The 20,709-nt window shown below is 57.1% G+C and carries 14 protein-coding genes, 1 tRNA gene and 2 pseudogenes; 11 read left to right on the forward strand and 6 right to left on the reverse strand.

All coding sequences use genetic code 11. The features are described from left to right. Positions 1-101 precede the first annotated feature (101 nt). Positions 102-623, forward strand: coding sequence for a KilA-N domain-containing protein (locus tag H559_RS20595; RefSeq protein WP_051279530.1), 522 nt, complete (start codon positions 102-104; stop codon positions 621-623). A 1,050-nt stretch (positions 624-1,673) separates the two neighbouring features. Next, complete coding sequence (locus H559_RS21915) at positions 1,674-2,480, forward strand: antA/AntB antirepressor family protein (protein ID WP_028453233.1); 807 nt, start codon at positions 1,674-1,676, stop codon at positions 2,478-2,480. 307 nt (positions 2,481-2,787) lie between these two features. On the opposite strand, the gene H559_RS0114305 is transcribed toward H559_RS21915, so the two are convergent. From H559_RS0114305 to H559_RS0114335, 5 genes are all read right to left on the reverse strand, one after another. Then, a complete protein-coding gene (locus tag H559_RS0114305) occupies positions 2,788-4,599 on the reverse strand; it encodes a synaptonemal complex protein 1 (protein WP_028453234.1) in 1,812 nt (603 codons plus the stop codon). Next, complete coding sequence (locus H559_RS0114310; RefSeq protein WP_028453235.1) at positions 4,596-5,072, reverse strand: ABC-three component system middle component 2; 477 nt, start codon at positions 5,070-5,072, stop codon at positions 4,596-4,598. The genes H559_RS0114305 and H559_RS0114310 overlap by 4 nt, the downstream gene beginning before the upstream one ends. Continuing rightward, positions 5,065-6,096, reverse strand: a complete 1,032-nt coding sequence (locus H559_RS0114315) for an ABC-three component system protein (protein WP_028453236.1) — start codon at positions 6,094-6,096, stop codon at positions 5,065-5,067. The genes H559_RS0114310 and H559_RS0114315 overlap by 8 nt, the downstream gene beginning before the upstream one ends. Before the next feature lie 679 nt (positions 6,097-6,775). Then, positions 6,776-8,233: a site-specific integrase gene (locus tag H559_RS0114330; RefSeq protein ID WP_155845448.1), complete on the reverse strand. Its 1,458-nt coding sequence runs from the start codon at positions 8,231-8,233 to the stop codon at positions 6,776-6,778. A gap of 49 nt (positions 8,234-8,282) precedes the next feature. Beyond that, positions 8,283-8,359, reverse strand: a tRNA-Arg gene (locus tag H559_RS0114335). A gap of 302 nt (positions 8,360-8,661) precedes the next feature. Here H559_RS0114335 and H559_RS23435 point away from each other — a divergent pair. Then, positions 8,662-8,985, forward strand: a pseudogene (locus H559_RS23435) (c-type cytochrome); the annotation flags it as partial. A gap of 63 nt (positions 8,986-9,048) precedes the next feature. Next, a pseudogene (locus tag H559_RS23440) lies at positions 9,049-9,279 on the forward strand (c-type cytochrome); the annotation flags it as partial. Between the two features lie 498 nt (positions 9,280-9,777). Here the strand turns inward: H559_RS23440 and H559_RS0114355 are convergent. Next, complete coding sequence (locus H559_RS0114355) at positions 9,778-12,459, reverse strand: bifunctional acetate--CoA ligase family protein/GNAT family N-acetyltransferase (RefSeq protein WP_028453240.1); 2,682 nt, start codon at positions 12,457-12,459, stop codon at positions 9,778-9,780. A 178-nt stretch (positions 12,460-12,637) separates the two neighbouring features. Here H559_RS0114355 and ppa point away from each other — a divergent pair, with 178 nt between their 5' ends. The 7 genes from ppa to H559_RS0114390 all read left to right on the forward strand — a co-directional run bounded on the left by ppa (position 12,638) and on the right by H559_RS0114390 (position 20,650). After that, positions 12,638-13,168 (forward strand): inorganic diphosphatase, encoded by a 531-nt coding sequence (ppa, locus tag H559_RS0114360; protein ID WP_028453241.1) that lies wholly within the window; start codon positions 12,638-12,640, stop codon positions 13,166-13,168. 183 nt (positions 13,169-13,351) lie between these two features. After that, positions 13,352-14,980, forward strand: a complete 1,629-nt coding sequence (locus tag H559_RS21920; protein ID WP_051279532.1) for a methyl-accepting chemotaxis protein — start codon at positions 13,352-13,354, stop codon at positions 14,978-14,980. Positions 14,981-15,320: 340 nt separating this feature from the next. Beyond that, positions 15,321-16,523 (forward strand): ammonium transporter, encoded by a 1,203-nt coding sequence (locus H559_RS0114370; RefSeq protein ID WP_028453242.1) that lies wholly within the window; start codon positions 15,321-15,323, stop codon positions 16,521-16,523. A gap of 188 nt (positions 16,524-16,711) precedes the next feature. Continuing rightward, positions 16,712-17,506, forward strand: a complete 795-nt coding sequence (locus H559_RS0114375; protein ID WP_028453243.1) for a sugar phosphate isomerase/epimerase family protein — start codon at positions 16,712-16,714, stop codon at positions 17,504-17,506. Positions 17,507-17,627: 121 nt separating this feature from the next. Continuing rightward, a complete protein-coding gene (locus H559_RS21925) occupies positions 17,628-18,224 on the forward strand; it encodes a hypothetical protein (protein ID WP_028453244.1) in 597 nt (198 codons plus the stop codon). Positions 18,225-18,477: 253 nt separating this feature from the next. Next, positions 18,478-19,389 carry a TraB/GumN family protein gene (locus tag H559_RS0114385; RefSeq protein ID WP_028453245.1) on the forward strand — a complete coding sequence of 304 codons (912 nt, stop codon included), beginning with the start codon at positions 18,478-18,480 and terminating at the stop codon, positions 19,387-19,389. A gap of 223 nt (positions 19,390-19,612) precedes the next feature. Beyond that, entirely contained in the window at positions 19,613-20,650 is a 1,038-nt protein-coding gene (locus H559_RS0114390; RefSeq protein WP_028453246.1) for an aldo/keto reductase, read from the forward strand. Positions 20,651-20,709: the final 59 nt, after the last annotated feature.

The raw sequence follows: 20,709 nt of genomic DNA on the forward strand, positions 1-20,709 counted from the left end.
CACGTAAATACGCGGCAGAAATCGCAGCAAAAAGGGGCGCTGTTTTACCTGCTCCGCTGCTGTGGCATAGTCCGGCCTCAACTTGAACGGAGAGCCGCCACATGACTACTACCAACGCCCTGATTACCGCTAACACTCTGACCATTGCCAACGCCACAATTCGCCAAGATGCCGATGGCCGCTACTGCCTGAATGACTTGCATAAGGCAGCTATTGTATCTGGGCTTGCTGGAGAGTCGGTGCATCGGGACTGCAACGCCTATTTTGACAAGCGTTATGGTCGGGGGGCTGAAGTTGCAGCCGAAATCGACTTTCAAGCCCAACTTGCGGGAAATCACGCCTTTAAAAGTTTCATCCAGAAACGTGGTCGCTATGGTGGAACCTACGTCTGCAAGGAACTCGTTTACGCCTACGCAATGTGGATTTCTCCCAAGTTCCATGTGGAAGTCATCCGGGCCTATGACCGCTTGGCTACTGACGGTGTGGCTGTACATCGCAATGCTGTCGAGGAGTTTCTTAGCGACCCCTTGAAGTTCATGGAGCCGCTCATGCAGCAGGCAAAAATCCTGAAGGCCGAACGGGACACACGGCTCCTTCATCAGCGCCAGCCAGCCCCACAATGACATCCAGACGATTATCTGAATAAGGCCAGTTGGCAAGGGATGCGGGGAGGTGTACAGAAGCGTATATCACCCCGGTCTCCACCCCTAGAAGCAATCCCTGAGTTTCGGAAACAATATATAAGGGGGCCGGGAGAACACTGGAGAAGGCTGTGAGTGGTTCTCTGAGACCAGTTCACCACCAAGCATCAATTCCACAGGTACGGGGACACCAAGACCAGCTAAAGCGGCTCAGACACTATCGCCTTGGTAGATTCCTTGGCTGATTGTGCGCTGATAGGCATGTGTCTTCTGACCACCGGGAGGCCTCTAGGAGGCTGGTTCAGAGTATCTATGCCTACGTCCTATGACATGAGATACCCCCACGTAAGGATATAAGGGAACGCTATCCCTTTGCTTGACTACTTCTGCTGTTTTCTCGGCTGTCTATGTAACTTTTTAATATCCCCACGCATAGCAGAAGGGAACCCACTGCCCAGACTAATTTTCCGCTGCATGGCATTTACCCCCACGCTAGGGCAGAAAACGCTACCGACCAACCCACCATAGAAGGAGGCCAACATAGCACGACCAGCGCGGACTATCCCCAACGCATACACTACTTTTATATTCGACCACATCGAATCCGGCGTTCGGCTTCCCTGTTATTGGGACGACCAAGTAAATGGAGCCGCCAACCTCACCACCAGCAGCACCCAAGCAAACCCCCTCAGCGTTAAACGCATCATCGGCATCCTTGCCAACCTCTCCCGCATTACCTCCGCAGACGTCGCTGAGTACCTCCAGCGCGTAACCGGAACGCCAGTATCAGACCGCCTTGCCCGGATGTACGTTGCAGCCTGTGGTGTGGTCCTGACAGGCATCACAGCGTATTACCTCAAGTACCCCCAGGACGACCCCTTGCAGTACCTATAACAGCATCCACGCTGCATTCAATCATTCCAGCCTGTTAAAGCAAGCCCGTTCGTTGCCGTGTCCGTTCCCCGTGGTGGGGAGCTGGATAGCGGATACGGAGTGGACTTCGCACGGGCTTACTTTAGGAGAAACACCACCATGCAACACCGCAAACACGCTCAAACCGGCAAGACTCTGACCGTCCTCTCTCGGAACATCACCAAGCGCCGATTCGTGCAGGAGGGCCTTGGGACCGCCGCCGATTGGGACAACCTCCGCAAGTACCGCTGCAAGCTGGCCTTTATGGATGATGCTCAAGACGGCTGCACAGTGTCCGCACGGGAGCTGCACAAGGCATTGGACAGCAAACGGAAGTTTACGGACTGGATTGCGTACCGTTTCGACCAGCTCAAGCCCGTGGAAGGCTCAGATTATTTGAATCACAAATTTGTGAAGCAAATCCGAAAGAAGGCCGGTAGTACCGGGAGCATCACGCTGGACGATTACCTGCTGACCCCTGAGCTGTCCAAGCACATCGCCATGATGGAAGGCACGGACGCCGGTATGGTCGTTCGTTCGTATTTCATCTGGTGCGAGAGAGTGGCCCGCAAGTTCCAGCCATACAACCTCATCCGTGCTGGCCGCTTCACCGAACTGGACAAGGAGCTGAAGCATGAACTTGCCAAGCGTGGATTCACCGGCAAAACCGAGCTGGTCCACCGGGAACTCTGCCAGATTGTCACCGGATTGACCCCTGCCGAATGGGAGCAGCACACCGGCCAGCGTCCACGGGACGAAATGAGCCTGACCGACCAAGCACGCTATCAGGACGCCTACGCCTTTGTAGTGAACCTGATTCGCGCCGGTCTGAAGTGGTCAGTTGTAAAGAGCCTCCTGTCGCAGAACAAAAAGCTCCGTGTCGACTCCGGCCCGTATCTCGGACTGGCCCTTGCGGATGAGTTCTGACCAGCACTGAGTTTTGGACAAAAATGTCCAAAAGGTCCCGCCCGTAGTACCTCCCCATGGTTCCACAAGACCCCTATGCCATATCTCAGGCTGGCGTCATTACGTCCATTGCCCCGACAGAGTGGTAAATCTGAGGCCCCCGGCAAGTGTTTCTTCCGGGGTCTTCTTTATCCGCTGGGGGCATCTTGAGGGCGAAAACTACCTGACCCTAGCGACGGCATTCAAAGTTGGCCGAGGTGTTGTCCAGATGGCCTGTGTGGTCTTGGGAATGATGGGGTGTTAGCTGATGGAATTAAGTGGTATTTACTTACTTCATGGGGAAAAAACCTTGTCGGCCTTTAGAGTTACTCTTGCCGACAAATTCTGTATAACGTAATTTACTCAAGGTAGCAGAATTCGGTTCCTCGTTTTCGAGGATGATAATTTGTCCGGGTTCCGAACGTGTGGCTAACCAAGTATAGAAGCGGTCTTTGACACTTTCATCAAGCAGTTCATCCTTGTCACTGCCTTTGGCGTGCTTGGGGTCTTTGTAGGTAACCACTGGGGAATCGATGATGGTCACTCCCAGATGGGGGTAGTTATTACTAAGAGCTCTTTCCATCAGGGCAACCATGTAAGCCGTCAGGAAAATGCCCCGTTTGCCCTTGCCGTACGATGTCCGCTTACGCTGGTTAATCTCAATATCTGACACGCCACCATCAAAGTAGACCGAGTCAACACCCGGCACCCCCCACTCACCTAAGAGCTGTTTGACTCGCGTACATAGACTTGTCGCACTATCAGACATGTCACGTTCAACGACCTGCGTTTTCCGCCTGCTTTTCTCCTTCATCTCAGTAAGTCGGACTTTGAGGCTATCCGCCCTTGTGAGATTGTTGATTGCAACTGCAAGCACAGTTTTCTTTTCAGAAAGAGCTACAAGTCCGTTTGTCGTATCAATATCCTTGTGGGCCAGAAGAGCGCTCTGCTTGTTGTCATTTTCGCGTGCTTTTTCTTCCGATTTTTTCAACGCTTCAGTAACCTCTGCTAGCTCGCCAAGAACATCATCCAAGGCATCCTTCAAGCCATCCCGAAGACTTGAAATCTTCTCGATTTCTGCAAGCACAGCTTGACGTAGCATTGGTGCTTGCTCATTTTGCTCTTGATGCCGTACTTGGTGTTGAATGTCCGTTCGGCATAACGGGCACGGTCGAGTCTCAAAGCTTGATGCGACAGAGGCAGCCGTAGCAATTGCTTGCAGCCGTTGCTGGTCGCTTATGTATTTTTTATCGAGGAGTCGAAACCGATTCTCTGCTTCTTTGAAGGCGGAAAGTTGACGATATAAATACCTATTTTCTCTATCAATTTCTAGCCGTGCTTGTTTTAGCTCGGAAAGTTCCGATGAGTGAGTTTTTATGTACTGGTTGATTGAATCAATTTCAGCAGTAACTTTTGATAGCCCCTCTTGAGCATCCAGTAATGTCAGCCCCTCAGGAACATCAGCAAGCAAGCTGGTAATTTGCTCATTGATGGCTTCTACATGGCCTTTTGCAACATTTCGCTCGCTAGTCGATGGAGGAAGGGGCATTTCGGAGTCATCGGAGCCCCGCAATATCACAGCCAGAGCGGACTTGTTTCTAGTTTTATTGTTGGTATCTTTGCCTTCAAACGGGACGTTATCTAGCGTCTCGATTTCATCGAAAATACTGACCCGACGAAGGTCACCAGCGGTCAGATTCCCTAGTTGGCCGGTTTTTGCCAGTATTTTCATACCGACACTGCCACACCAGATTGGCAGTAGGTCGCTTATACCTTGCTCAAGAACCTTCGGGCCATTCTGAGGTGGGCGTGTGTGGAATCCCTCGTAGACCAGTTCAGACCCATCAGTCAGGTCTCGGAGCAATGTGAATTTGCGCCCGTTTTTGAGGATTAGTTGGAGCGCAGCAAGCGTATATCCTTCCGAGTATCCTACATCTTTGGGCTTCTGGTTACTGCCTAAGCAATACCGGAAACACTCAACAATATACGATTTACCAGTGTCGGTCGGGCCGAAAATAAGATGGGATTCGCCATTCAGCTTTAATTTGGCCTCCTGCTTGCCGGGGCCTGTAACCACCAATTCATGTAAACTAATTGTCATTCGGATTCCTCTGTAAATTCAGAAGATACGAGCTCGGCGCCCCATAGCGCACCCCGGACGCCGAAAAGAGCTTCAAGAGCTTTGTCATCCTTGTCACCCAAGACAGATGTTACCCACTGGCAGCGTTTGTATAATTCGCGGGAATATTCGTTGCCAATGAGGCTGACCAATGTGGGTCCATTTTCACCCAGTTGAAAACTGATGCCGTTAGGGCCGGCTTCTACCTCAACAAAAGAGCGCTGTGCCATTAAATAAAGGCCTTCTTCAATCACTTGTCGGCGGCTGGCGTATTCACCTCCCCGCAATGGAACAGGAGTATGCAGACTTTCTGGGCCATTAAGGTCGGCGGAGTATATGGCCGCATAGTCGAAATAAACCAAACGCTGAAGGTCGACCTTTCTCGGATAAAGTGCCATCAATAGGTATACCATCCGAATGCCGAGTTCGAATGACGTATTGAATACCTCACTCATCATTATCTACCCATGTGGCTCGCCCCAAATTTGCTAGATGGTGGCAGGTTCCCCCAAGGTCGCCTGCTTGCAAGCGCGCGTGTAGCGGATTTGAGGACACCTGCAGAGCGTTTGCCGTGTCCAGCACTTTTGTAAGTCTGGTAAGTCCGTTCACGTCGGGGAGGCTGAGGTCGCTGCCTATGCCGACTTCGACCTGATTCACCAAGTCGTCGAAAGCCCCTGGGAGTTTGTCTCGACTGAATCGGTTAAGTCCTTCTGCACTGTAAAAAAGCATGCGCTGGGATTTGAAATGCTTTCTGTATTTTTGTGGCACTTCAGATGCTTCAGATATTGCAACTTGTGTCATCTCTTGGTAAACATCCAGAAGGGCTCTGACATACTGATTTTCTTTTGCTTCCGGGTTTTCTGGCATTGTAGGATTTGGTCCCCGGGCAGCTAATACGCCAAACAACTCCCAATGCTTGTTGGAACGAGAATGGATTTCGAGTAGGTCGGCACTAGTCTTGACCTTAATGACTGCGAATGGAAAATTAGTAACGAATGTTTCAAGTTCTGGTGTAAGGGATTTATTAAATGTCCCGAAATTGCCATTCTTGTTTTTCCATTCAGTAAGAATCCATAGCTTTAATTTGTCAGGATTTAGAACTAAATCATAAAGTGCTGGGCCGATTTTTAGTGCGCAAATGTAGTAATTTTTAGGGCGTGTGTATTCTGAAGAAAAAACACACCAAAGAAACTTTGCAAGCTCAGGAGCAAAGCTACTTGGAGATAGAGTGCCGGAATAGTACTTGCCTTGGTAAAGGTCCCAAGAGTTTTCGGCAGGTAAATGCTCAGAATAGCCGCAAACATCCCTACCTTTGTCTCCCGCGCCACCAAGATGGATTACTTGGATGTACTGCTTCTCTTTCATGAGTTGCCGTACACATTGTTCGATAAATGCTTCCCACTTTTCATCATCCATTAAAAGTAGGCGCTCTTCAGGCGTAGGGTGCTCGGGGCCAGGATGGTAAGTGGGAGAGCTCATGTTTGAGTTGTTTTGCGGTAGCTTGAACAAATTTAATAGGCAATAAGCTGCCAGCTAATCATACGAAGCGGGCAGAGATGCCTTAGCGATTGGTGGCTTGAACATGGCTTACGTGGCAACAATGTTGACACATGACGGACGACGAGCCACCGATGCAATTATATCTATGAGCAACTTCAGATTAGAGTGTGGCCATTGCTTTTTGCTTGCGAGGCCTGTTTGAAAATAACACGATAAAATTACGCTAACCTTGTTGTTTAGGCTACATGGTTCTCCTGGAAATGCTTGGTCTCCTTCTTCGTAAGGCAGAAATGCAACACTCTGCGGAATCAGCAGGGCACCATACTGGCCGCATTCATCAGTTTGACTGGCTCGACCAGTCCCGCAACGTCTTCAAGCCTACTCGGAGCCTGTCGGTAGGTTTTACCTGACTCAGACTTGAAGCTGTGGCCCATGATGGGGGTGATGGTTGCCTCTGCGGTTTCCACCGGGAACACCCGCCAGCATCGCGTAATGGCCGCGTGTCGGTGCGAATGGAAAACAAGCCGCTTGCCCTCTGCCCGAGAGGCGTTCATTCAGAACAACCAAGCGGCAATCCGAATGGCCTGTCAGGGGCTGGCTAAGACCGGCTCTATAGCAATGGCTGACCGATTGGCTGAACAGTTCCGCAGGCAGTACGTTAGGAGCCGCTGATAGCTGCGTTCATAAGCCGAACAGGCTCAATGAGCCCTTGCACATCCTCAAGCCTACTCGGAGCCTGTCGGTAGGTTTTACCTGACTCAGACTTGAAGCTGTGGCCCATGATGGGGGTGATGGTTGCCTCTGCGGTTTCCACCGGGAACACCCGCCAGCATCGCGTAATGGCCGCGTGTCGGTGCGAATGGAAAACAAGCCGCTTGCCCTCTGCGTCTGTCCTAAGGTGGGGCAAGTGTCGGTCAATATAGCGTTTGTATTCCGTGGAAAACTTGGAGGAATCCCCCCGGTAATCCGTCATGGATTCAAACAGCGTCGTATTGGGCTGCCAGCCTTCAGGCCAAACTGGTGTAGGCACGACACGGGTTGAAAACTTGTTCTTGAGGGTCCGCCTGTCGGTATCTCGGACAACAATTCCTTGTACCGACCCATCCTTCACGATGAAATCATCCGCCTTGAGGCCAATGACTTCATTCAGACGCATACCTGTATAGGCTGCAATAATGATGGCCTGTTCCAGTTCGGGGAAGTTGCCCCGGCCTTCTTTGGCGTGCTTCACCAGTTCAATTGTCTGTTCTGGCGTGTAGGCTGTCCCGGCTTCTTCATCCTTCAGGTTTATCAGACGGGTTAGCTCGTTTTCTCCTGCCTGTTTCCCTGCGTGCTCAAGGATTGCCCGGCATTCGCTCATGTACTTGTTAATGGTCGCTGGCTTATTGCCGTTCTCTATGTAGGCCGTTTGCAACAGTTCCCAATCCGCAAGACTCCGTGAATAGCAGTCAGTGTTTCCCCAGGTATCAATCATTACCTTGCTGACACTGGCAACGTATTGACGCTTGCCCTTGTGGGTTCCCTCGCTCCAGTTGCCTGCCCGTAGCTCGGCAGCCGCTTTCTGTTCAAAGAGTTGCTCAAGGGTTGCCGATGGCTTTTCCTGCTTGATGGCTGGCTCAGGAGGGGCGGCTACCTGATGCGGGGCGTCTGGCTTGGCAATCGCTGCAATCTCATTAAGTGAGCCTGTGCGGTGGGCTTCAAGCTGTGCTTTGGAAATATCAAGGACGGCTTGCTGGGTCTCCCGGACCTCCCGGAGTGACTCCCCGGTGGCGTAGCGGATATATGCCTGTGCATTCAGTACGGCATTTTGCAACGCCTCAACGGATTGCAGACCATCTTGCAACACTTCCTGCGCCAGTTCCTTTAATCGCTTGCGGTAAACGCTGACTTCCATTGAATCGACCTCAACTTCTCTGACAAGTGAGAAGTGAAGCGCAATCCGTCGAAGTCGCTCAAGGGCAATAGTACGGTTTGACGTGCAGAGGGAGATGGTGAAGTGCGCGGTCTTGGAGACTTCATGCGGTAAACGCACGCGAAAGAAGTAAGAAGAACCGGAGTGATGCAGGCGGGCAGGACGTGCCGGATTTCCTGCTGGTGTACGCACAAGAATACGCACACATGATGGCCGAGCGGTATTTTTAGTCTCCGCAAGACCAGAAGAAGCTTGGCGCACCCAGCAGGGATCGAACCTGCGACCTTCAGCTTCGGAAACTGACACTCTATCCAACTGAGCTATGGGTGCTTCTTAAACAGCAAGGTGGGCGATGTTAGCGTGTTTGCGGAGATACGTCCACCGCCTTGGCGGTTTGTACGCAACAGGATTACCAGTATAATTGCCCATTGCCACGCGGGGGTATTCATGCCCCCGTATAACGAACGATTAATAAAGATATAAAGGGATGCAGCATGAGCGGTTCCAGCGGAGCAGCAAGCAAGGGCCTGATGGGCTTGATTGTGGTACTGGTAGCAGGATTGGTGGTTCTTGCTTACCTGCTTTTCAAGCTGTTTACCAGCGGGAGTGGCATTAATCCGGGTAGCCCGACGATGACGGCATCGGCGGTCACCGCGCGCATCGCGCAAGTAGGCTCTGAAAAGGTGGTTGAAGGTGGCGCGCCCGGTACACGCAGCGGCAAGGCTGTTTACGACTCCCTGTGCTTCTCCTGTCATGCCACGGGCGCGCAGGGTTCGCCGAAATTCGGTGATGTCGCTGCCTGGGCTCCGCGTATCAGCAAGGGTTTCGAAACTCTGGTCAACCATGCGATCAATGGTTTCAACGCCATGCCGGCGCGTGGTGGTGGTGCCGACCTCACTGACGATGAAGTGAAGCGTGCCGTTGCCTATATGGGTAATGCCGCAGGCGCCAAGTTTGAAGAGCCGAAGGCTGCTGGCGCCGCTTCCGGCGCGGCCGCTGCCGTTGATCCGGCTACCAGGGGCAAGGAAATCTATGAGCAACTGTGCGTTGCCTGTCATGCGACAGGGCTCAGTGGTGCGCCGAAATTCGGTGACAAGGCTGCCTGGGCCCCACGCCTGAAGGATGGCGCGGATGCGGCGGTGGCAATCGGCATCAAGGGCTTGAATGCGATGCCTCCCAAGGGCGGTTTTGCTGGCTCTGACGAAGAATTCAAGGCGGCAGCTCTCTATATCATCAATGCCAGCAAATAATGCGGCATCAAATTAAAAAACGGCAGCCAAGGCTGCCGTTTTTTTATGACATTATCGCCGGCAACCGTGGCAATGTCGTTTGCACTTCCCGCCAGCGCCGAATCCAATGCAAAACGGATCAGACAGCTGAAATCCGTCATCATCAACCGCAATGTCGGCTACGCCCACCTATACGCGGCATGAGCAGCAACACGATCAATGCCCTGCGCAAGGCCGTTACTGCGCAGGACACCCCGGCGCTGGAAGCCATGCTGCGTGACCCGGATCATGTCACCGTGCTCACCTGCATCGAACCCTGAGGCTGATGGGCAAACCGGCCGCCAGGCCTTGCTGCGCGCCAGTACGACCGACGATCTTTCTCCCGCCACGCAACAGGAAGTTCGCGACCGGCTAATCCCCCCCTGACCAAACCAGCCATAGCCATGCACGGTCAAACCAGGCCCAGGCTACGTATACAGCCACAACCCTTTTCAAACAATGGCTAAAGCCACATACCCTTCAGACAAGCTGCTTCACCACCCACTTCAGCCCGTCGTCATCCGGGTGTTTCTGGATGCTGAAGCCGAGGTGTTTCATGAAGGCAAGCATGGTCTTGTTGCTCGAGAGCACTTCACCTTCGATGACGGTGAGGCGCATGTCGCGCGCGGCGGCGAACAAGGCTTCCATCAGGCGGCTGCCCAGCCCCTTGCCCTGCCACTGGTCGCTGGTGACGACGGCGAACTCGCAGCTGGCCTTGTCCGGGTTGGCGGTAAAACGCGCGACACCGATGATTTCCTCGCCCTTTGCGCCCTCGACGGTAGCGACCAGCGCCATCTCGCGGGCGTAGTCGATCTGCGTGAAGCGCGCGAGCATCGCCTGCGGCAGCGTTTTCAGCGTGTTCATGTAGCGGTTGTAGCGCGATTCTTCGGAGAGGCTGGCGACAAAGGCGGCCAGCATTTCGGCATCCTCGGGGCGGATCGGCCGCAGCGTGAGCGGCAGGCCGTTCTTCAGCGAGGTAACCTGCATCAGCTGTGCCGGATAGGGATGGATGGCCATATGGCCATAGCGGCGGGCTCCATCGGGCACCTTGCCGATAATGATGCGGGCATCTACCGCGATCACGCCACTTTCATCGGCCACCAGCGGGTTGATGTCGAGCTGCTCGATCTGCGGCAGCTCGCATACCATCTCGGACACGCGCTGCAATACATGCTTGATGGCGTCGAGATCGACTGGCGTCTGGTTGCGGAAGGCGCCGAGCATGTTTTTCACGCGCGTGCGGCGGATCAGCGCATCGGCCAGGTATTCGTTCAGCGGCGGCAGCGCCACTTTCACATCGTTGAACACTTCAACGGCAATGCCTCCCGAACCGAAGGTGATCACCGGACCAAACGCACGGTCAGTGGTCACGCCCACCATCAGCTCGCGGCCTGATTTTTTGCCGTGCATGGGTTGAACAGTAAGGCCACGCACCATGTTTTCGCCCAGCAGGTTGCGTGCGCGCGTGAGCATGCGGTTGGCTTCCGTCGCGACATTGACAAGGCTGTTGAGCCCCAGTGACACACCATCAATGTCGGTCTTGTGCGTAATGCCGACGGCATCGATCTTGAGCGCCACAGGCAGGCCCATTCCCATTGCGGCATTCACGGCATCATCGGCCGAATTGGCGCGCATAGTCAGCGTCACCGGGATATGAAAGGCACGCAGCACGGCCTTGGATTCGAGTTCATCCAGCACCGTGCGCCCGCCGGCCACCGCACTGTCGATGATCATGCGGGCCGTTTCGATATCCGGAGCCTCCCATTCGCCCAGCGGGCTGGCGGTCTGCAGCAGCAATTGCTGGTTGTACTGCCAGGAGGCGAGTGAATAGAAGACCTCCACCGCGTGTTCTGGTGTGTGGAAATAGGCGGCGTGATTGGCGGCCAGCAGCTTGCGGCTGGCCTCCACCTTCTTGCCGCCGATCCAGGCCAGCAGGATGGGTTTCTCATTGGTCTTGCGCAACTCGATCATGGCCTGTGCGGTGCTCTGGTCGTCGGTGCCGGTCTGGGGGGTGAACACCACCAGCACACCATCGACGTTCGGGTCTTTCAAAACCAGCTCGGTGGCGGCACGGAAACGTTCGCTCGATGCATCGCCCAGCACATCAACAGGGTTGGTCACCTCGGATTGCGGCGGCAGCAGGGCATGCAGTGCGGCCTGCGTGGTTTCGTCCAGCCGGGGCAGTTCGATGTGCAGATCGCGGGCACGGTCAACCGCCATCATGCCCGCGCCGATGCCGTTCGTAATGATGGCCAGCCGGCGACCCCTGGTCTTGTAGCTGCCATTGAGTACCTGCGCCGCAATGAAGAGCTGGTTGATCGACCTGAGCCGCAAGACGCCGGCACGCTTCAAGGCCACGTCGAACACATCGTCACGGCCGATCAGTCGCTCGGAATGCGTGCGCCCCAGCCGCGCACCCTCGTCATAGCGCCCGACCTTCAGCGCCATCACCGGTTTGGAGCGCGCGGCGGCGCGTACCGCCGACATGAAGATGCGCGCGTCTTTCAGATCTTCGATATAAAGCAGGATGGATTTGGTTTTCGGATCGGCCACCAGATAGTCGAGCACCTCACCGACATCGACATCCGCCGCCGATCCCAGCGACACCACCGATGAAAAGCCGATGTCATGCGATTCGGCCCAGTCCATGATGGCGGAGGTCACCGACGACGATTGCGACACCAGCGCGAGGCCGCCAGCCTGGATCTTGCCCTGGAAATTGGCGGCAGCCAGCCGGCTGACCGGACGCGCCATGCCGAACACGCTGGGCCCGAGCAGGCGCATGCCGAACTGTCGCGCCAGCGCCACCAGGCGGTCCAGCAAAATGCGCGAGGCCGCATCGGTGCCGACAAAATCCTGCGACATGATGCACACGGCCTTCACGCCGGCACGACCACAGGCTTCCACTTCGTGCGCCAGCGATTCAGTGGGCGTGGTGATGATGGCCAGATCGAGCGGGCCAGGTACATCGCCGATTGCCGCAAAGGACGGCACGCCCTGTACGGTATTGTGATAGCAGTTGACCGGATACACACGGCCGACAAAACCGGCTTCGCGCAAATTGCCGAAGACTACCGCCCCGACCGAGCCTTCGGTATCACTGGCGCCGATCACGGCAATCGAGCGCGGGTCCAGCAAGGGGGAAAGGTAGTGGGGTTTCATGGTGCACCGCATCACAAAATGGAGTTATCCGCATTGTATAACGCGAAACTACGGCTGGCAGTGAGGACTTGTGTCAATGGCATGGCACTTTATCTGCCGGGCAGGGCCATCGCTACCAACACATCGGCGTGATCGCTATAATCGGCGGGTTTTCCACTCCACTTCAGGAATGAGCGTCATGGACGTAAGCAAGATTCCCGCCGGCAAGGACCTGCCGAACGATTTCAACGTCATCATCGAAATCCCGGCCAATGCCGCGCCGATCAAGTACGAGTTCGACAAGGAAGCCGGCGCGATTGTCGTTGACCGCTTCGTTGGCACCTCGATGTCCTACCCGATGAACTACGGCTTCGTGCCGCACACCCTGTCGCTGGATGGCGATCCGGTGGATGTACTGGTCCACACACCCTACCCGCTGGGCCCGGGCATGATCATCAAGTGCCGCGCCATCGGCGTACTGGGCATGGAAGACGAGTCCGGCCAGGATGCCAAGGTGATTGCCGTTCCGGTGGAAAAGATCTGCCCGATGTACAAGCACATCCAGAAGCTGGAAGACCTGCCGGAACTGCTGCTCGCACAGGTGAAGCACTATTTCGAGCATTACAAGGATCTGGAAGCCGGCAAGTGGGTCAAGGTCACCGGCTGGGGCGACAAGGCTGCTGCCCATGCCGAAATCATGGCCAGCTTCGAGCGCGCGCAGAAAGCGTGATTGCCCGGATGTCCGGATACGGGAAAAGCCAGCTGTGAAGCTGGCTTTTTTTGCGCCATGCCAGCCTGACTGCATTACACACACCACCCGAGGCTGCAGCAGGGATAATCCGCATGCCTGCTGCAGTCAGCTTGATCTAGAATGAACACTTAACCGTTCATGACTCCGGGGTTCACAATAACAATGAAAACACTGAAAGCAAAAATCCGTCTGGTTCTCATTCTGCTTACTTCACTGGCAGTAGTGACATTCAGTATCGTGAGCTATCTGCAGACCCGCGAAAGTGCACTGAACGCCATCGATGGCAAGCTGATCGCTGCAGCCAACGGCTATCGTTTCATCATCCCCGACTCCCTGCATGACACGCTCACACCGCGCGACCAGGCCGATCTGAAAGAAATGCGCGCCCTCAGCGTGAAACTGACCCGCTTTGCCGAATCCGTCGGCGTTCCCTACGTCTACAGCTTCGTGATGCGTGATGGCAAGCCACACTATGTTCTCTCGTCGCTCTCTGCCGATGAAGAAAAAGACCCGGCACAGGAGCAATACCTGAAAGCCTACGAAACGCCGAATGCCGAACTGCTCGCGGCCCTGCGCGACGGCAAGCGTACCTGGGCGGAATACGACAGCAGCTATGGCAGTTTCCGCTCGATCTACCAGCCTTTCCGCACCGCCAACGGTGCCACCATCGTGGCCGTTGCCGACGCAGACATGGCCGAGGTAAACGCCACACTGCGCACGGTGCTGCTGAAGTCGGCCGGCACCGGCTTCGCACTGATCCTGATTTCGGTGCTGGCCGCCTTCTGGCTGGGCAATCTGGTCACCCGCCCGCTTGAGCGCCTGCTCGCAGCCATGAAACAGCTCAACAGCGGCGAAGCCGACCTGACCATCCGGCTGGACGCCAGCACCCAGGATGAAACCGGAGCGATTGCCGGAGCCTTCAACCAGTTCATCGCCGAGCTGCACCGCCTGATGGGTACCGTACAGAGCGAGTCGACCCGGCTGACACAAGGCGTGCGCGACATCGAACGCGTGGCCGAACAGCTGGCCACCGAATCGCGCGCGCAGGCCGATCTGGTTTCTGCTACCGCCGCCACCATCGAAGAAGTCACCGTCAGCATTTCGCACATCGCCTCAAGCGCTTCGCAGGTGGAAGCCGCCGTCAGCCAGGCCGACCGTGGCGCCCGCGACAGCGTGAGCGCCATGCACGACATGCAGCAGCAGACGCATGCGATGAGTGCCGACCTGGGCGCGCTGGGCAGCTCGATGACCAAGCTGGAGCAGGAGTCCCGCCAGATCAACAACATCACCAATGTGATCAAGGACATCGCCAACCAGACCAATCTGCTGGCGCTCAATGCCGCAATCGAGGCCGCACGCGCCGGCGAACAGGGCCGCGGCTTTGCCGTCGTGGCCGATGAAGTACGCAGCCTGGCCGAACGCACCGCGCGTGCGACCGTCGAAATCGAAGCACTACTGGGCACCATCTGCACGGAAACCGCCAAGGCCGCCTCGCAGACCGAAGGCACCGCCCACACCGCGCAGTCCAACGAGGCACTGGTGAACGACGTCAACCAGCGCATTACCGCCATGCAGCAGGAAATGCAGTCGGTGCTGGGACAGATGAACGAAATTTCCGGCGCAACGCGCGAGCAATCGCTGGCGACCGAGCAGATCGCCCAGGTTGCCGAGCGCATCAACCAGCAGGTCAGCAGCACCGATCAGGCGCTGCAGCATACCCGCCAGACGCTGGCCGGCCTCAACCAGCTTGCCGGCTCGCTGCAGGGCGTGGTGCAGCGCTTCAAGCTGTAAGCCCTGCCGGTCATGTAGCAATAAACGCCGGAGCGCACGCTACCGGCGTTTTTTTCGTCCGCGCTGTCGGACGCGTAAAGGTAGCACCGCATTCCGGCACAAATACCCAACACGGTATAAATGCAGAGCCATTTAAAAGTAAAGGCTGCAGTCACATACCCAGAAAAATACAATACGCACCAAGTTGATGCGAGATGCCGGCAATCCGCACCACATTAGCGCAGGCATTTGCACCCAAATCGCGCCATATCCCTCGGCTACACAACATTTCCGCACCAAACGCGCACATGGCATGCCGTTTGCTAAAGCACGCGTCACAATTAAAAACACTGGAGATGACGTGGACGCTTTCCGTACCAGCACCGATGTGCTGTTCATTCTGCTCGGGGCCATCATGATTCTGGCCATGCATGCCGGCTTTGCCTTTCTGGAGCTGGGCACGGTGCGCAAAAAGAATCAGGTCAACGCCCTGGTCAAGATCCTCACCGATTTTGCCGTCTCGGCGCTGGCGTATTTCTTCATCGGCTACGGCATCGCCTATGGCGTGCATTTCTTTGGCCCGGTCAGCGAACTGGCACAGTTCAGCGGTTTCGGGCTGGTTAAGTTCTTCTTTCTGCTGACCTTCGCCGCGGCGATTCCGGCCATTGTGTCGGGCGGCATTGCCGAGCGCGCCAGATTTCACCCGCAATCGGTCGCCACCTTCCTGCTGGTCGGCTTCATCTATCCCTTTTTTGAGGGCATGATCTGGAATAACAATTTCGGCGTGCAGGACTGGTTCAAGCACGCGCTTGGCGCGAATTTCCACGACTTCGCCGGCTCGGTCGTCGTGCATGCCGTTGGCGGCTGGATCGGCCTGGCCGCCGTGCTCCATCTTGGTGCGCGCCGCGGCCGCTACCGCAAGGATGGAGCAGTCTCGGCTCACCCGCCGTCATCCATTCCTTTTCTGGCGCTTGGTGCATGGATTTTGATCGTCGGCTGGTTCGGCTTCAACGTCATGAGCGCGCAGAAGGTCGAAGGCATTTCCGGCCTGGTGGCGATGAATTCGCTGATGGCCATGGTCGGCGGCACGCTGGTGGCCATGGTACTGGGCAAAAACGACCCGGGCTTCATCCACAACGGCCCGCTGGCTGGTCTCGTGGCGGTATGCGCCGGCTCGGACATCATGCATCCGCTGGGCGCACTGGTAGTAGGCGGCGTGGCAGGTGCGCTGTTTGTCTGGCTATTCACCATCACCCAGAACAAATGGAAGATCGACGACGTGCTCGGTGTGTGGCCGCTGCATGGTTTGTGCGGTGCCTGGGGCGGCATTGCAGCCGGAATTTTCGGTCTGCAGGCACTCGGTGGCGCCGGCGGCGTTACCTTCGCGGCGCAACTGGCCGGTACTCTGTTCGGTATCGTGATTGCCTTTGCCGGCGGCTATGTCGTCTACGGCCTGCTGAACAAGACCTGGGGGCTGCGCCTGTCGGAAGAAGAAGAATTCAACGGCGCCGACCTGTCGATCCACAAGATCACCGCCTCGCCCGAGCGTGAAACCAGCTGGTAAGAAAGCCCAGAAATGGCCAGTAACTGCCACACGCCACTGAAAAGCAGAAATCGAGGGCATTCGGGCTGCCCCACATAAGCCGGACAGAGCAGCGGCCCAAGGGGTCACAAAAGCGCAAGACAGGAATGATTGTGCGGCGCGGATTGAACCAGAATGAAAGCAGTCAACTTCTGCGAACAGGATCCGGCATGAATACAGGCTGCACGACCCGCCCCTATCAGGAGCTGGATTTCCCACGGGCCTGCGCGGCCATTGCTGCGGCCGGATTCAGCGAAGTGGCGGTGTATTACAACGCCAGCGCAGCAGGAACTCCGGCCATCCCCGTCACGGCGCAAAGCACGGCGGCGGATGTTGCGGCGGCGCGGCAGGCGGCCAGCGCAGCGGGGCTGACTCCCTCGCTGCTGCTGGGTGGCTGGCAGCCGGACCTGGAGCTGGCGGCGGCGATTGACGATTACCGCCGCCTGATCGACAACGCCGCAGCGCTCGGTGCCTGCTGGCTGCTGGATCTGGGCTGCGATCAGCGCGAGCTGCGGGCGGATTATCTGGCGCTGATGCAGGCTGTTGCACCGCATGCCGAGGCTGCCGGCATCACGATCACGCTCAAGCCCCACGGCGGTATCGCCCTTACCGCTGCGGATCTGCTGGCACTGTACGGCACGGTGGCGCATCCGGCCTTCCGCCTGTGTTTCGACCCCGGCAATTTCATCTACTACAGCGCCGGAGCAATCCGCCCCGAAGACTGTGTCGATGCGCTGGCCCCGCATTGTGCTACCGCCATCATCAAGGATTGCGTACTAGGCCCGGGTGGCCCCGACGTGATGGTGACGCCCGGCGAGGGACTGGTGGATTTCCCGCAGATTTTCAGACAATTGCGCGCCGGCGGCTTTAGCGGCCCGGTCTATCTGGAATGCGTCGCCGGCAACTCGGCGGATGACAGGGACGAGAACGTGCGCCGTACCCGCACTCGCGCACTCGGCTGGTAGGCACGCCGGCCATCGCTGGCCGCTCCCCTGTAAAACGATGCTGACGTCTGAATCAGCATTGTCTTATTCATGTCATTCATGCTGCTTATACTGCCCGATCATCGCAGCGGGAAAACATGGCATGAGTCTGGATACACAGGTACAGCTACCGGGCAATCTCGTTTTCATCAAGACCAGCAAGGGGCAGGAAGAAATCGATGCGCGCAGCCACGGCCTGCCGCAACGTCTGCGCCGCCTGCTGATTCTGGTCGATGGTGCCAAATCGGTGGGCGCGCTGGCCGCCCTGCTGGTCGGGCTGGAAGTGGTGCCGCTGCTACGCGAACTGGAAACCGCCGGTTTCGTGATGCCGGCAGGCATTGATCCGCACAGTGAACGTGCACCGGTCAGCGGTCTTGCCTCCCCACCCATCGCCACCGACAGCCTTGCTGCGGCCCCGCCTGCCACTGCCCCCATCCCGGCTGCGGCCGCTGTAGCCGTAGAACCCGCCGCACTCAGCGAGCACCGCATCCGCATGATCCGCATGCTGATGCAGGAAAGCTGCGAACTGTATCTGGGCATTTTCGGCAAGGGCTTGCTGCCCGAAATCGCCGGCATCGACTCGGAGGCAGCACTGCGCAAGGTCTTCGGCCGCTGGCACATTGCCATGCGCGAATCGCACCAGAGCGACGCGCAGGCGCTGGCGCTAGTGGATGAAATCCGTACCCTGATGCGCTTCTGACACGGCAGACCAGGCTGCGACAGATTCACTCGCAGCCAGCCGGACAAAGGCACTATACTGTCGCCCTCGCCCGGGCCTTGTTGGACCGGCAGGCTTTCCCCGCCGCCACCCGGCACCGGGCAAAGCCCGGAACCAACCGGCGCCTGAAGCAATCAACGGCATATCTATTGTCTTTCATACATTTTCACCGGCTGCGCCGCTGAAAACGGGTCACAGGCTGTTGCACACAGCCTGTTCAAGGAGGTTCCACCCCATGCTGCATCGTCTTCGTCCGTGGCTGTCTGCCGCCGCCTTCGCTGCCCTGCTCGCCCCTTTGCCGGCACTCGCGGCTCCCTCCGCGTCCGCCGGCAAGGCCGACAACACGCTGTTGTGGAAAATCGAGAAAAAAGGCGTGGCCCCCACCTGGGTGTATGGTCTGGCTTATGTAACCGACCCGCACGCGACCGATTTCTCGCCGGCGATGAAGAAAGCGTTTATCGACAGCAAGCTCATCGGTACCGAGGTCAAGCTTGATTTCAACAGCATGATGGAAATGGGCAAGCAGATCCTGACGCCCGAGCCCAGCCTCGCCGCCAAAATGGACCCGAAATACTATGCCCGCCTGGTGCCGGAACTCGACGCACGCGGCTATCCGGAAGTCGCTACCGCCAAGATGAAGCCCTGGGGTGCGATCATGCTGATGCTGGTGCCGAAAAAGCAGACCGGCCAGATTCCGATGGACTTGCTTTTCTCCAAGATGGCCATCGAAAGCCAGAAGGAATATTTCGGCCTGGAAAGCATGGCCGAAGTCCTCAAGCGTTTCGAGAGCATCCCAGAAGCCAAGCAGATTCCGCTGCTGTATGCGCTGATCGACCAGCAGGACCAGCTGGCGAAAAACGACCAGAACTATATGGCAGCCTACCTGAAGCAGAATGCGTCGCAACTGCCCAAGCTGTATGAGCAGGAATACCCGCAGCTGCCGGCTTCTGAACTCGCCTGGTATGAAAAATGGCGCAGCGAGCAGATTTCCGGCCGTGCTCCGCAACTCGCCGAGCGCATCGGCAAGGCAGCCGACAAGGGCGATGCCTTCATCGGCATCGGCGCGCAGTTCCTGTCCGGCGAGGCCGGCGTGCTGCAGCGCCTGCGCAAGGCCGGCTACAAGGTCACACCGGTCAAGAGCAAGTAAGCGTAACGCTCCCGCCCATGGAACGGCAGGCAATCGCCTGCCGTTTTTATTTACCCACCATCCCATAATTCCACAGCCCCTCACATGAAAGGGCTGCAGCCATATACCCATAAGAAACCTTGCAAGTACAGGTTGGCCGCCGAGTTTTCATCGGCCACCGGGACGACAGGCGGCGGCGACTCTGGCACTATTTCCCCATCATCTGCAAAGCGGAACAATCACGATGGACTATCGCACCCTGCCCGGCACGGATCTGGCTGTATCCACCCTTTGCCTGGGCACCATGACCTTCGGCGAACAGAACAGCGAAGCCGAGGGCCATGCCCAGCTTGACCTGGCGTTTGACGCCGGCATCAATTTCATCGACACCGCCGAAATGTACCCGGTGCCGGCACGCGCCGAAACGCAGGGCAGCACCGAGCGGATCGTGGGCAGCTGGCTGCGCCGGCAGGAGCGCAGCAGAATCGTGCTGGCCACCAAGGTATCCGGTCCGAACCGCGGCATGGACTGGATGCGTGGCGGGCCGCAATTTACAAAGGAGCAGATCCACGCGGCCTGCGATGACAGCCTCAGTCGCCTGCAGACCGATTACATCGACCTCTACCAGCTGCACTGGCCCGCCCGCCATGTGCCGATGTTCGGGCAGACCTATTTCGACCCGGCCAATGAATACACGGATGCACCGGCTCTGGCCGATACGCTGGCGGCGCTGGGCGAGCTGGTCCGTGCCGGCAAGGTGCGCCATATCGGCGTCTCGAACGAAACGCCCTGGGGCGTGATGGAGTGCAAGCGCCTCGCACGCGAACTGGGTGTGCCGGTCATCAACACCATCCAGAACGTCTACAACCTGATCAACCGCGGTTTCGAGCTGGGGCTGGCGGAAGTCTGTCACCGCGAAAACGTGATGCTGCTGGTCTACAGCCCGCTGGCCTTTGGCCTGCTGTCCGGCAAATATGTCACCAACCCGCACGCGGACGGCCGCATGACGCGCTTCGCCAATTTCGGCGTGCGCTACCTCAAGCCCTACGTCAACGAGGCCGTTGCCGCCTATTCCGCACTGGCGCAGGAGTATGACCTGACACCGGCACAACTGGCGCTGGGCTGGGTGAAAAGCCGCTGGTTTGTCGGCAGCACGATCATTGGTGCCACCAGCATCGAGCAGCTGCAGGAAAACCTGTCGGTCTGCGATATCGCACTGCCGGACGAATTGCTCGCCGCCATCGAGGCGATCCATCGCCGCTGCCCCAGTCCGGCCCACTAGCAGCCGGTTGAAAAGCTCCGATTCGGGTGACATCAAGCGCCACGGTGGCGGGCTGTGAT

This window comes from Chitinilyticum aquatile DSM 21506, from assembly GCF_000430805.1.
Classification (GTDB): domain Bacteria; phylum Pseudomonadota; class Gammaproteobacteria; order Burkholderiales; family Chitinibacteraceae; genus Chitinilyticum; species Chitinilyticum aquatile.